A 12,778-nucleotide genomic window follows, 5' to 3' on the forward strand; every position below is an offset into this window, starting at 1 on the left:
CCTAATTTCGTTGCTTATCGGTAGGTTTCCGCTTTGGTGTCTATGGCGGCCAGAACTGCTTCCAGGGTGAGACCGACTTGGGCGAGAGTCTCAGCGTGGTCGCCCCCCTCGACGGGCCAGCGTTCGTCGGCCCCCACTCCCCTCACGTGAGCTTCGGGGAGCAAGTAGGCCAATGCTTCGGCGATACCGCCAGTGCGACGGTGTTCCTCGACCACGACGATGCGACCGTGGCCGCTTTCTCTCAGCTCGGCTGCGGCAGTCCGCAAATTTTCCTGGTCCAGGTAGCACAGTTGGGCATGGGAGAGTCCGTCTCGCACCGCTCCGGCTTCCAGGCACAAACGGGTGCCTTCCTCCCCTACTGACACCAAACAGACGTCACTGCCTGTCTCATTTCCCCAGGTGAGGACTGGTGGTGGTGATCCAGTGAAGGGCAGTGAAGTGTAGGTGGCGTTGCGACCGGTGCGAATATAGTGCGGTCGTTGTGACTGGGCGGCGGATTCCACCACTGCCCGCATCTGCGATTCACCGTAGGGGGCGGCTATAACGACCCCGGGCACAGCGCGCATGATGGCCAGGTCTTCCAGACAGTGATGGGTGGTCCCAAACCAAGCCCCCGAGACTCCGGCATAGGGAGCGACGACGGTGACGCCCGCATGTAGGTATCCGAGAGTGAGTTTGAGGCTTTCGGCCGCGCGCAATGCTGCGAACGGCGCGAATGTGCTGGCAAAGGGCTTGTATCCGGCCTCGGCCAAGCCAGCGGCCATGTCGATCATGGCGCCTTCGGCGATTCCAAGGTTGAAGAAGCGGTCGGGGTGAGCTTCGGCGAAGGGATGCTTCTTGCCGCCTAGGTCCGCCTCCAAGCACAGGATCGAGGAGTCCTGTTGAGCCAGTTCGGTGAGAGTGCGGCGATAGGAGTCGCGTCCTGACAACGTCATCGAACCACCCGCTTCCATTTCGCCGCGCGAGCCGCGTCGATGCTCACGTAGTGTGATCCAGCCTTGCCTTCCACGGGTTTAAGTCCCTTTCCCTTCACAGTGCGCGCCAGGATCGCCAATGGTTGGGAAGTCGAGGTTTGCAAAGCGTGGATGAGCGATTCGTGATCGTGACCGTCGGTCTCGACTGTGGTGAATCCGAAGGCTGTGAAGCGTTCGGTCAGGTTCTCCAACGGCGAGATGTCGGCAACGAGCCCGTCGTTTTGGCCACCGTTGACGTCGACGACGATGGTGAAGTTCGCCAGCCGTTGGGCTGCGGCGACCTGGATGGTCTCCCACACCAAGCCCTCCTGCAGCTCGCCGTCTCCGGCGATAGCGATACCTCGCCCAGAGGTTCCAGCGAGGCGTTGGGCCAGCGCCCACCCTGCGGCGTAGGGAACACCGTGGCCGAGACTGCCGGTCGGAAATGTCACGCCGGGAACTTTGGGGCCTGGGTGCCCAGTGAAGGGATGTCCCACCTGACCGTAATGCTCGGCTGGATTGGCCTTCAGCTGGCCAGTAACGTGAAGGGCCGCGTACAGTCCGGCGGCGGCGTGCCCCTTGCTGAGCACAACCCGTGAGTCGGAGTCGTTTGAGGTGGTGTAGAAGGCGCTGATGAGAATGTCGAGGACGGACAAGCTTCCGCCTAGGTGGCATCCGCGTTCGGAGGCTGCCATGTCGATGATGAGTTTGCGAGCTTCGAGAGCCTGGTCTGCCAGGATTTTTAGCTCACCTTCATCGACGTTGGCCTCGAGGTGTTCCTCCACATTGGCATCGGTTGTGGTTCGGTCAAGTAGCGTCATGAGTTGTCGCCTCTCGTCAGGGTGAACCAATTGGCAACGGCGGTACTGAGAACGGAATTTGCCGTACGGAATTCGTCGGCGCCGATGCGTTCTTCGTTGGTGTGATCAAGCGTGGCGTCTCCCGGCCCATAAGCCAGCATTGGTACGTCTGCCCAAGTCGTAGCCAGAGTGTTCATATCCGCGGTTCCTTTTTTGACGACATATCGAGGGCGAATATCGTTGGCACGGAATGCTTTTGTGAACGCTTTGGCTAGTGGCCCGGAACGTCCATTGGAGAACCCGGGGGTGGCTCGTAGGATGGCGACGCTGGTCCCCGGAATGTGAGGAATCGCCTTTGTCACCACGTCCACGTCGACACCCGGTGGCAGTCGAAAGTTGAGTATGCCCGTCGCTTCGTCACCGTTACTGGACTTGATAGTCCAATGGTCGATGACGGCGTGTAGGGCCTCGGGGGCTTCCGCGAGCACGGCCGAGCGAATGTGACTCAGCGAGGTCGCCAGCGCGTCGGGCGCCGAGACCGCGTCCTTACCGGCCGAATGCCCACTCGCCACTGTGGCGGTGACCCGCAGTTTGAACAGTCCGAAGTAGCCCAACGTGAGCTTCTCGCTGCCACTGGGTTCGCCAATGACCACTGCATCAGCACGATAGTGGTCGCGCACATAGAAGGCACCTTTCGAGGAAGAAATCTCTTCCTCGACGGCCCCCACCACCCGCAGCTGGGCGTCGGCGGGAACCTCAACGTCACGCAGCACATGCATAAAGTTGACGAGGCTGCCTTTAGCGTCCACCGTGCCGCGCCCGAAGAGATGCAGGTCCTTCTCCCACACGGTCGGCCAGTGAAAGGGAACGGTGTCCATGTGTCCCATCAGAAGCAGGCTGCGCGGCCCGTTCCCCTTGGTGGCCACCAAATTTCCAGCCGGATCGATCTGGGCGTCTATTCCAGCTTCGGTGCACCACTGGCGCAGATAAAGCGCCAGTTCCCGCTCGTCACCGGAAACCGACGGGATCGCGGCGGCTCTGGTGAGCAGTTGTAGGTCGTCAGCGGGTTCGCGGGCGGGCCAAAACCTAGTCCATCCGCTTTCCTGACTGAGCGTGTCTGGGCCGGTGATGGCCACATCTGCGCTGCCAGAGAGCGCCATCTCGGCGGCGCGCACCTTCTGTTTCATCCGCCCACCCGCAAATTCAGCTCCCTCCCCGGCGTACAGGTGAGGCAACGTCGACTGGGGGTCGTTGGGGTCGGCCAATAGACCAGCGGTGCCAGTGACGAGGCGTAGATGGTCAGCCTTAGTTGCCACCGCCAACGCTGCGGCGATGACATCTGCGTCGGCGTTCAGGGGCGAACCACTTGCGGTGTCCGCGATCGGAGCGGATAGACATACCACGTCGAATGCGCCCAGGAGGGCACGGAGCCGATCGAGGTCGACGTGGGCGGGCACGCCGACTCGGTGGTCGCGTTCCAGCCTTGGTCTACCATTCGTTCCTATGGTGCGAAGAGGCTTGTTGGCTTTACCGCTGACCAGGTTCCCCTGAGCGGCTATCGAGGTGTACGCGCTGAGACCCAGTTGAGAGAATCCAGCTTCCACCTGTGGCAGGGTGACCAGTCGGTAGGCAGAAACGATGTGGTCGATCTCGGTGCTAGTGCAGTGACGTACGGTGTCACCGGATTTCAACGTCAGGGTCGGCTGTTCACGTCCGATCGCCGCGTAGTGAGCGTCGATGCCGGCCGCTCCACCCGCGACCATGAGTACTGATGCGCCCTTCTCGACTAGCTGACCGATCTCTGCGAAGATGGTCCCCTTAGCGAGGGTCGAGCTTCCGACTTTGACTACGTAAAGCGGTTTCACGGTCCCACCGCCGTGGTGGGCAAGCCCTGTGTTTCCTCAATCCCGGTTATGAGGTTCATAGCTTGTACGGCTTGGCCAGCCGCGCCTTTGACGAGGTTGTCGATCGCACAGACTGCGACCACTTCGTCGGCACGCACGTTGACCGACACTTCGGCCAGGTTCGATCCGATGACAGCCTTCAACATCGGGAAGTCTTGCGGCTTCTTTGGAGCCGAACGCAAACGCACGAACGGCTGGCCAACATAGGCTGCGGCGAAAGCGCGTTTGACTTCCAACGCACTGACGCCTTCGCGCAGCTGCGCATAGCCGGTCACGAGGATGCCGCGCGGCACGTCGAGGCTATAGGTGGAGAACTGCAACTGTGGGATCTGCCCGGTGAAATCGGTAATCGCCTGTCTAACTTCTGGGCTGTGCCGATGCCCGTGCGGCTTATGCACTCGAAAGTTTCCGGCCCGTTCTGCCGGGTGGTCCGAGGTGCCACGGCCACCGCCAGAGGAGCCAGTTTTGGCATCGACCACTACTCGCGGTTGCACGAGCTCATTGGCGAATAGTGGGTAGAGCGCGTAAATGGAGGCTACCGCCATGCAACCGGGCAAATTGATGAAGCGGCCCTCACCAACCTCGGTGGATAGCTCAGGTACGAAGTAGGTGAACTTCTCCGCCACTTCGGCCGAGTCAGGATAGTGATTGCGCAGTTCTTCTGGGTCACGGAGCCGAAAGTCTCCAGCCAGGTTGATGATGCGTTTCGCCCGGCTCGACACATGCGACAGATACTTCGGTAGGGCCCCAGTAGGTAGGCACCCAAAGGCGATATCCACCTCTGGCATCTGAGCTATAGGCCGGAACCTCATCTTGGCAACCCGAGGGTGATTACGCAGCCAGGGATGTACTGAACCGACCGTGGCCGAGGCATTGCGTTCTCCCGAGAGAAACTCGATGTGTACGCTCGGGTGATCAGCCAGCAGGCGCACCAGTTCTCCGCCGGTGTATCCGCTGGCACCGATGATGGCGACGGTGATTTTGTGGTCAACCAAGACGTGCCGCCTTTCGGTACGGGCGTGGGTATTCGCCCTGGCTGACGAGCTTGCGAATCGCGTCTGGACGCTGTGAGACCTTTGCGAAGGCCTCCGCATAACGCAGGATGCGTTCGTACTCCACCGGCGACCGCAGTTCGCGACACAACACGAGGGTGCTCTCCAACATCGACAGGGTGGTGGGAAAGTCCTCGGGTTGCGATGCGGGTTCCGACTTGTCGTTGAGGGTAAAGGGATACCCGATGCCGTTGGAGCCGCTAAATCCGCGCCGCTGTTGGAAAGGCAGATGGCACGGAATTGGGGTGTTCTGCCATTCGCGGGCCGGTACACCCTCGGCTACCAGCAGTTCGTGCACGGCTTCCTTGACCGCGTGGATCGGCAGGTCCTCAAGGCCTACTCGCTCGGGGCACAGCGAAATTCGGTACATGTTGTAGGAGTGGACATGTCCTTTAGGCACAACTGGCGGAGCGAACAGTTCCGTCGCTGTCAAGGCCTCCCCCAGCAACGCGGCGTTTCGGGCTCGCACCTGATCGTAATAGGGGAGCCGACGCAGCTGGCTAGTACCAAACGCGGCGACAATGGGAGCCATCGAGTAGTCGATACCGTGGCGGGCCATGTATTCGGAGGCACGATGGTAGGCCTCCTCGGTAGAGAAGAAAGCGATGCCACCTTCTCCTCCCACGGGGAAGTTCTTGTCGGCCATGAGGCTTTGCCCGGCGGTGTCTCCTATCGATCCTGCGACCTGGTCGCCGATTTTGGCGGAGTGGGCGTGCGAGGCATCTTCCACTAGAGCCAATCCATGCTCGTTGGTGATGACCCGCAGGGCAGACATGTCGGCTGGCAGCCCGTGGACGTGAACAGGCATGATCGCTGCGGTTCGGGGCGTGATGGCCCGTGCGGCCGATTGTGGATCCATGCAGTAGGTGACCGGGTCGATATCGACAAACACCGGAATCGCGTGGGCCGCGACAACGGCTTGCGCGGTCGCGATGAAGGTAAATGCTGGAACGATGACTTCGTCTCCAGGCTCTACCCCGGCGCCAACCAAAGCCAAGTGCAAGCTAGAAGTGCCCGCCGCGGTCGGTAGCGCGAATGTGGCACCCACATATTCACGGTAGGACTCGGTGAATGCATCAACTACTTTCTGGGGTTGCTGTTTTTGTGACAGCATCATGTTCAAGACGTCCTCTTTGGTGATGACCGGGAAGAGGGTCTTACGAGCGTTACTTTCAATCATGGCTGGTCCGCCAAAGGCGGCCAGCTCGGCGGCGCGCTCGGATTCGGCTGGCGGATGCAAGGGAGTGCTGGGGAAGTCGGTAATCATGCGGAAGCTCCCGTCTTCTGGGGGGTGGTCGCATTGGTTTGGCCCCGATTCTTGTGGGCACGGCTCAAAGCCATGCGCACGCAAGCGGCCACGAGTGGACTCAGTCGATAGTTGAACTGCACCCCTGGGATCAGATCGGGATTGGATTCCTCCTGAGTCCACATGGTTCGCAAGTCGAACGCACCGAAAATCTTCAGTCGTTCGGCACGGGCCCAGGTTTGCTCATCGTCGGTGAGTACGGCTGCCGCAGGGCCAAAGCCCAGCCCGCTGAGGTCCACCACCAACACTGGCGCCGTAGCTTCGGCGGCACGATCGGGTAGGGTGTGCGCGTTCTGGGCATCAAGGCTCACCACCTCAAAGCATGGTTCGCCGGTGTCGATGGCGGTGATTCCCAACCACGAGAGAAAAGCACGCGTCTTGTCGTCCAGTTTCGGGAGGCTGATCGTGTCGCCGTATCCGATCGCCTGACCGGCTACAGCGGCATGTATCGCCGCGGTGGATGTGTTGACCAGGGATACGTGTTTACGACCGGTCTGTTTGCTAAGTAGTCGTTCCAGTCCTGGCAGTTCTCGGTCACTTTTTTCGATGCTCATGACCACGCCCGAGGTCATCACTCGGGTCAGGATCACTGCGGTGTCGAAATTGTCCATGCAGGGGTCTCCATGCTGTGGGCGGTCAGGTTCGGGCGAGGATCGGAGCGGGTGTTGTCTGCTGGTCAAGCACGGTTGCGATATGGGACGCAAGTCGGCCCGCCACGTCAACGCCATGGACCTGTGAGGATTTGGCGAACTCGGGGTTGGCGTTAACCTCCAAGACCATCAATTCACCGGTCTTGTGGTTTTCTATGAGGTCAATGCCGTAGAAGCCTGGGCCCAGCACATCGGTCACCTGCTTGCACAGGTGGCGGATCGCGGGCGTGATTTCGCAAGCTCGAACGGTGGCGCCCAGGGTGGTGTTGGTGCGCCAGTCGTCGGAGGAGCGTGCGATCGCCGCGATTGCGTTATCTCCGACAACCACTACCCGCAAGTCATGTCCTGGCTTTTCGATGTACTGCTGCACTAGGACCGGGAAAAGCTTGCCAGCGGCGTCGGCAGATTCGCGGCCTCCGACCCACGCGTCCAGGCATTCTTCGTTGACCATGCGGCTTACTCCACGTCCCCATGAGCCCGACACCGGTTTAACCACCGCGGGCCATCCGAAGTCTGCACAGGCATAGCGAACCTGGTCGAATCCGAATGCCAGACGGGCCTCAGGGTGTGGGATGCCGTGGCACGCGAAGAGGACCGATTGCAGGCCCTTATCCGCGCAGGTTTCAATGGCAGACGTCCGGTTGAGGGTTGGTATGCCGCTGTATTCGAGCAAGCGAGCCGTCTGCAATGCCTGTTGGTGCGACAGGTTACGTATTAGGCCCATGCGGGCTGGTGGGGTTGTGGGGGTCGAGCCAGAGCCTTTCAACCCGGTGCTCTGAGTCAGGCCACTATTGACCACTTTGCCAAGGTCCGCTGGCAAGATGGTCTCCACTGTTTTGCCCTGCTGTCGGAGAGCCGCGGCAAGGAGCTTCTCTTCGGGACGCAGCTTGGTGACCGACAGCAGGACATCGACGATGACGTCGTTCACTCGCCCCAGTCCTCTTCTACTTCGGGGGCGAGTTCAATGCGAGCCGATCCGGCCGTCATCTCGGCGACCTCGTGTTCCTGGCCACAGGATTCACACTCGACGATCTCGCCTTTCTCCCATGCTGGGTCGACCTCAAAGTCGGTATCACAGACGAGACACTCTGGCGCAGCTATTGCGGTAGTCATTGTGACAGCCACCATTTCCTTCCAGTGGGGCTTGATTGGTTAGCACCAACTGTCACAAGAAATCTGGCGAGGCGTAAGTGGTTACTTGTGGCAACGAAAGCTATGGGCATTTATGCCCAAAGATGCCGATGGGCACAATGAGCTTTTTCAACCTGGAGAACTTGCTGTTCAACGGTGTCTCAGCCCCGCTTGTCTACTCAGCGCCCATCTTGCACAGCAGCACCTTCGTAAACTACCAGCCTCAGTCGCACCACACCTGTGGAATCGGGAGCCACCGAACTGTCAGGATTGAAAAGGCTTAATGAACGAGGCACGTTGTTCGACTAAGAGCTCCTATCAGGTTTGTTTCCGTGGCGAGGATGGTGTGCTGTCAGTGCGTGGGGAGGCGGAGGCCCTTGTTCATACCCAGCGGGTATGGGCAAGGGCCGACAACGCGGCCAGGCGCGACATCACTCCACCGCAGCAGGAAGAGAAACCTGATAGGAGCTCTAAGCCTCTGGAAATTCGAGACGCAGCGCCACGCAAGCGTGAGGTGCCATGTGATTGCACTCGCGGTGACCGCTTTCAGCGGTATGGATCTCTCTGGCACATCGATTCACCAGGCATAAGAGGGTTGGAAATGCTGATTGACTGAGGTGTTCTCATCGGGTTTCTGGTTTGAGTTGCTTGAGGATGTTGCTGGCGCGGCGGGGTCACAGTGGAGGTTATATGGGAGGTGCCAATTCTCTAGTTTCGCGAAGGTGGCATAGGTGTCGCCTTGCCGCAATCACATCAGAGTACCCCAAGCTTGCTGACCTGCATCTAGACGCCTATATGGGGGAACCGATGGGCCCCGATGTGGCCGGCTACAACGTTCAAGGCCCGACTCGACAATGGCCACACAGCCTAAGGGGCCAACAACACCAGTTCCAGGTGGGATGGTTTGTTTAGTCGCCAACTGTTCTACCAGGAACTTGTCCCATGCCCTACAACAGCACCACACACCAAGCCTCCACACAACCACCTCAAGCTGGATGGGAAAGCATCACTGATGCATAAGTTTCTTGTTTGGTCAATGGTTGGGCCGCAAGGCAATCCACTTGCACGGCCGCATATGCACTGGGCGACACGGTCGAAGTGTCAGTTTGTTCAAAACCTCACCTGTAACAGCAGAACGTTCTCACACTAGTCCCTCATTACTCACAGCCAACTTCTACACCTACACGACCGCCCTTCCCCACCGAAATAAACACCCCCACCCTCAACCCTATGCTCGTTACAAGGGTGTGCGAGCAACACCCTCTTCGAGGGATCAATGACAGCCCAAAGAGGGATAAGACCCTCAGTCCAAGAAGTGAAATCATTCCTGTCGCCTACGTGGCCAATGATAAAGTAGGCTATATCTAATACTGCGCGAGCCGATGCCCCATCAAACTTCGCGCATCAATTACCCTGCACAACATCGATCAGAGCGGTGAAGCGCCCATGACCTTCTCACATTTGAAGGTCACCGCAAACCCTCGTTGGTTAGCGCCCCTGGAGATATAGCGTGCTTAGCACCTTCGGCTTCGACAAAGCCACCGAATCAGTCTACCTAGCGATGCTGGAGAACCCCAGCGCTGGAGTAACGGATCTCGCCTCCATCCTCAACCAAACCGAAGAGACTATACGTGCCTCGCTCGACACATTGACAGAGTCGGCACTCGTCACCGCCGAGAACGAGCGCATATCACCGGTCGATCCTGAGATCGGCCTGGCGGCCCTACTATCTCGACAACAAACTCAGGTCTCGATGATGCAGCAGCAAGTCGAAGCCAGCCGCCTAGCTATAGCTCAACTGCTGAGCAAGTACGGAGCTAAGTCGTCTGAGAACACCAATGTGGAAACCATCATCGGTCTAGCCGCAATCCACGAACGCATTAAGGAGCTTTCCGACGCTTGCCAAGCGGAAGCTTTGATTCTTGCCCCGACCGGTCGCCTGCAATCAAAGACCGTTGAAAGATCCGAACCCACCGATCAGGCCATGCTCAACCGGGGCGTCCGTATGAAGACCGTCTACCTGGACAGCGTCCGCAACGACAGCTACACGATGGAACACATCGAAATAGAAATGGCCGCAGGCGGCGAGGTCCGCACAGCTCCATCCCTACCGCTGCGCATGATCATCTTCGACCGTCAAACAGCACTCATCCCCCTCGACGACAGCACATGCGAAATCGGAGCCCTGGCGTTGCGAAACAGGGTCATCATCCAGGCATTGGTGACCTTGTTCATGACCGTATGGAGTGAGGCCAAACCGGCCACCAAGCAGCGCACGCCACGTTGTGATCCACTGACCGACCAGGAGAAACACATACTACGCCTCTGGGCCCAAGGAAACACCGACGCATCTGCGGCGCGCAAAATGCGTGTCTCCATTCGTACCGTCCGACGCCTCTCCGATAAGCTCACTGCCAGACTCGGAGCTCGTAGCCGGTTCCAGCTGGGGGCGTTGGCCGTCTCTCAATCCCTTATCGGCGAAGCAGATATTGTATTATACGCCCATTTTGGGCTTAATTGCCGAATGGAGCTTTTCACTAAAAACGGGCATAACTATGTGGGGGTTCGGGCATCTGCCCGAACCCCCACATTAATGCTTTGTCGTAGGTTTACTAATCGTCCCACCCGGTTCCATTCGTGTGCGCGGCAGCCAGATATGGTTCCACCGCTACTTCCTCACCTTGCTCTATCGCGCCGTTGATAGACGCGGCCGAGAAGAACAAAAATGCTAGGGCAACAGCGGTACGTCGCATTCAGGAGATCCTTTCATAAGGGGTGCCTACTACCCCCAAAGCTAGACACCTTCCAGCCACTCCGAAAGAGGTCAAAAGTGCTCGGCCCGCACGTCCGCAAAAGTAACCTAGGAACCCTAATTTTTGTCAATAAAGGGAAATATAGCTCATTCAGATTCATTTGGAAGCGCATACATAGAGCCAATGAGCCCGGACAACACCAATGGAAACACTCGGCGAAAAGTTTCATATATAGATTTGACATCGCTTTGGTCACCATCTATGAAAATCTCCTACCACGCAGCAAATAAGTATATGCACCAATGCAATATATTCTGCTTTCATAAGAGCTCCTATCAGGTTTGTTTCCGTGGCGAGGATGGTGTGCTGTCAGTGCGTGGGGAGGCGGAGGCCCTTGTTCATACCCAGCGGGTATGGGCAAGGGCCGACAACGCGGCCAGGCGCGACATCACTCCACCGCAGTAGGAAGAGAAACCTGATAGGAGCTCTAAGGGCACGTATGCAAAAATGCAAGCTCAAGGCCACAGGAGACGAAGTTTACGCAGGTAAACGAGCCGGCGAGAATGCCGAAAGCTTCCTTTACATAAGCTTCAAGTGTGCTCGCCTATGCATTTAGGCGAGCACACACGACAAAAAGGCCGAGGCTAATGCCTCGGCCTTGAACTGGAGTATCACATCTCCAGGGCCCAGCACGTGTAATCGTCGAGTGGGGCCACTGCACGGCGTATTAGCTGTTCAATACGGACCTGAGCCTCTTGGTGCCCTTCTACTCCGGTGTAAACCACGACCTCCACGCGCTCCGAAACCCGCACGTAAACATGCTCGACTAGATCCTGCGGAGATTGCGCCGACAACACGCTTCGTTTTATGCAATCGGGTTCAAGATCTTGAAACGCACCCTTGAGTAGACAAACGATCATCTGCATGGGATTGGTTTCCGTCGTATCAGATCGACAAGTCGGCGGCTACTCTTGGACACCACGGGACTCCTGTTGTCACGGCAATTACAAAGAACATCTGTATAAACTTTCTAAACCACTTAGCTGTTACGGTTAGGTCATGACCAAATAATACGGTTTGTCCCCGCTTCACGTCAGTGGTCATAAGCTGCCCTGCCACAGTCGAACAGTTGTGACCTCCCCAGGCCCGACGGAGAATCGACCTCCTGCGCGGCTACTAGGTGTTCAGCCTGCACGCTCCAGAATATGCCGTGCCCGCCCATTGGCGACCGCTACTGATGCCAATCGCGACAACCAACGATGCGTTGGCATAAACGCGAACCCTGCTTCCATAGCCTTATGCGGCGACATTGTGAAGTCACTCGGATAGGAGAACGGCGAACGCCTCTCTGCATCGGAGAGCTGATCGCGTTCTTCGATGATCGCCTTCACTCCAGAAACGTCCTCAATGACAGCGCACATATCGGCCACACTCACCGGCTTCACAGAGCACACGTTGTATGTCCCCTCAACAGTGGACGTGGCCGCCCAGGCCAGAAACCGGGCCACGTCTAGAGCTAGAACAACTGAGGTCAACCCCGCATCAACATGGGTGAGAATCGGCTGTCGCGCGAGCACGCGGTCAACATGGAACTGGAAACGACCCGTGAAGTCCCCAACTTCGGCGAACACGTGCGCGGCCCGGGGAATCACCACCGGTACCGGTGCGTTCTCCCATAGAGCGGCCTCGGCCTGGCGCTTACCCTCCCCGTAATTTTGGGCAATGTAGGCCTGTTCGTGCCAGGGCAGTTCGGTGTCGTAACCGTAGGTTCGCGTATCGAGTTCCTCCTCCAACGCGAAGCCCCCGATCTGCGGCGCGGCCTGGCCAAACGAGGAGGGATTGTATACCTCGATCGTGGAGGTCATGACATACTTGCCCACCCGATCGCCGAAGGCCGCCACGGCGGCCAATGCCGCATTCGGTGTGTAGCAGACCTGGTGGATCACCGCGTCGAAGGAGCGTCCGGCAACAGCGGAGGTCAGTTGCTCGGCGTCGGTGGCGTCGGCGTGGAGGCGTCGCACTGAGTCACCCAGGTCATCGGCGCTTTGTCCTCTGGTGATGATCGTGACGTCATGACCTTCGTCGATGAGAGTTTGCACCAGGAGCTTGCCGACGAATCTCGTTCCGCCAATGACGCATACGTGGGCCACAAGAGTGTCCTTTCGGGTGTTTGCGTTGAACTCTGCGGACGCAACAGGGGTGGGACCGCAGTCAGTCTAACTGACGGTA

The 12,778-nt window shown here is 58.5% G+C and carries 11 protein-coding genes; 1 reads left to right on the forward strand and 10 read right to left on the reverse strand.

Annotation, left to right across the window (positions count from 1 at the left end; genetic code table 11):
* Positions 1-14: 14 nt before the first annotated feature.
* The 8 genes from JQS30_RS10080 to JQS30_RS10115 are packed head-to-tail and all read right to left on the reverse strand — an operon-like array spanning position 15 to position 7,778.
* Positions 15-935, reverse strand: a complete 921-nt coding sequence (locus JQS30_RS10080) for a transketolase family protein (RefSeq protein ID WP_213170158.1) — start codon at positions 933-935, stop codon at positions 15-17.
* A complete protein-coding gene (locus tag JQS30_RS10085) occupies positions 932-1,774 on the reverse strand; it encodes a 1-deoxy-D-xylulose-5-phosphate synthase N-terminal domain-containing protein (protein ID WP_213170159.1) in 843 nt (280 codons plus the stop codon). The genes JQS30_RS10080 and JQS30_RS10085 overlap by 4 nt, the downstream gene beginning before the upstream one ends.
* Positions 1,771-3,618, reverse strand: coding sequence for a M20/M25/M40 family metallo-hydrolase (locus JQS30_RS10090; protein ID WP_213170160.1), 1,848 nt, complete (start codon positions 3,616-3,618; stop codon positions 1,771-1,773). The genes JQS30_RS10085 and JQS30_RS10090 overlap by 4 nt, the downstream gene beginning before the upstream one ends.
* Positions 3,615-4,652 (reverse strand): N-acetyl-gamma-glutamyl-phosphate reductase, encoded by a 1,038-nt coding sequence (gene argC, locus JQS30_RS10095; RefSeq protein ID WP_213170161.1) that lies wholly within the window; start codon positions 4,650-4,652, stop codon positions 3,615-3,617. The genes JQS30_RS10090 and argC overlap by 4 nt, the downstream gene beginning before the upstream one ends.
* The gene (locus JQS30_RS10100) at positions 4,645-5,976 is read right to left on the reverse strand and encodes a DegT/DnrJ/EryC1/StrS aminotransferase family protein (protein ID WP_213170162.1); all 1,332 of its coding nucleotides are present in this window, start codon (positions 5,974-5,976) and stop codon (positions 4,645-4,647) included. Before JQS30_RS10100 ends, argC begins: the two co-directional genes overlap by 8 nt.
* Positions 5,973-6,626, reverse strand: a complete 654-nt coding sequence (locus tag JQS30_RS10105) for a hypothetical protein (protein ID WP_213170163.1) — start codon at positions 6,624-6,626, stop codon at positions 5,973-5,975. Before JQS30_RS10105 ends, JQS30_RS10100 begins: the two co-directional genes overlap by 4 nt.
* A 25-nt stretch (positions 6,627-6,651) precedes the next feature.
* Positions 6,652-7,593 carry a RimK family alpha-L-glutamate ligase gene (locus tag JQS30_RS10110; protein ID WP_213170164.1) on the reverse strand — a complete coding sequence of 314 codons (942 nt, stop codon included), beginning with the start codon at positions 7,591-7,593 and terminating at the stop codon, positions 6,652-6,654.
* Positions 7,590-7,778 carry a lysine biosynthesis protein LysW gene (locus JQS30_RS10115; protein WP_213170165.1) on the reverse strand — a complete coding sequence of 63 codons (189 nt, stop codon included), beginning with the start codon at positions 7,776-7,778 and terminating at the stop codon, positions 7,590-7,592. The genes JQS30_RS10110 and JQS30_RS10115 overlap by 4 nt, the downstream gene beginning before the upstream one ends.
* 1,528 nt (positions 7,779-9,306) lie before the next feature.
* On the opposite strand from JQS30_RS10115, the gene JQS30_RS10120 reads away from it, so the two are divergent.
* Complete coding sequence (locus tag JQS30_RS10120) at positions 9,307-10,497, forward strand: helix-turn-helix transcriptional regulator (RefSeq protein ID WP_213170166.1); 1,191 nt, start codon at positions 9,307-9,309, stop codon at positions 10,495-10,497.
* Between the two features lie 723 nt (positions 10,498-11,220).
* Here JQS30_RS10120 and JQS30_RS10125 read toward each other — a convergent pair.
* On the reverse strand, positions 11,221-11,475 hold the full coding sequence (locus tag JQS30_RS10125; protein ID WP_213170167.1) for a hypothetical protein: 255 nt from the start codon (positions 11,473-11,475) through the stop codon (positions 11,221-11,223).
* Between the two features lie 258 nt (positions 11,476-11,733).
* Complete coding sequence (locus tag JQS30_RS10130) at positions 11,734-12,699, reverse strand: NAD-dependent epimerase/dehydratase family protein (protein WP_213170168.1); 966 nt, start codon at positions 12,697-12,699, stop codon at positions 11,734-11,736.
* Positions 12,700-12,778 lie beyond the last annotated feature (79 nt).

The sequence above is a fragment of the Natronoglycomyces albus genome (genome assembly GCF_016925535.1).
Lineage (GTDB): Bacteria > Actinomycetota > Actinomycetes > Mycobacteriales > Micromonosporaceae > Natronoglycomyces > Natronoglycomyces albus.

What these genes read in the sequence shown, in the direction of transcription:
- JQS30_RS10080 (WP_213170158.1), bottom strand. Translation starts at nt 935, where the DNA reads ATGACGTTGTCAGGACGCGACTCCTATCGCCGCACTCTCACCGAACTG.
- JQS30_RS10115 (WP_213170165.1), bottom strand. Translation starts at nt 7,778, where the DNA reads ATGACTACCGCAATAGCTGCGCCAGAGTGTCTCGTCTGTGATACCGAC.
- JQS30_RS10100 (WP_213170162.1), bottom strand. Translation starts at nt 5,976, where the DNA reads ATGATTACCGACTTCCCCAGCACTCCCTTGCATCCGCCAGCCGAATCC.
- JQS30_RS10125 (WP_213170167.1), bottom strand. Translation starts at nt 11,475, where the DNA reads ATGCAGATGATCGTTTGTCTACTCAAGGGTGCGTTTCAAGATCTTGAA.
- JQS30_RS10105 (WP_213170163.1), bottom strand. Translation starts at nt 6,626, where the DNA reads ATGGACAATTTCGACACCGCAGTGATCCTGACCCGAGTGATGACCTCG.
- JQS30_RS10085 (WP_213170159.1), bottom strand. Translation starts at nt 1,774, where the DNA reads ATGACGCTACTTGACCGAACCACAACCGATGCCAATGTGGAGGAACAC.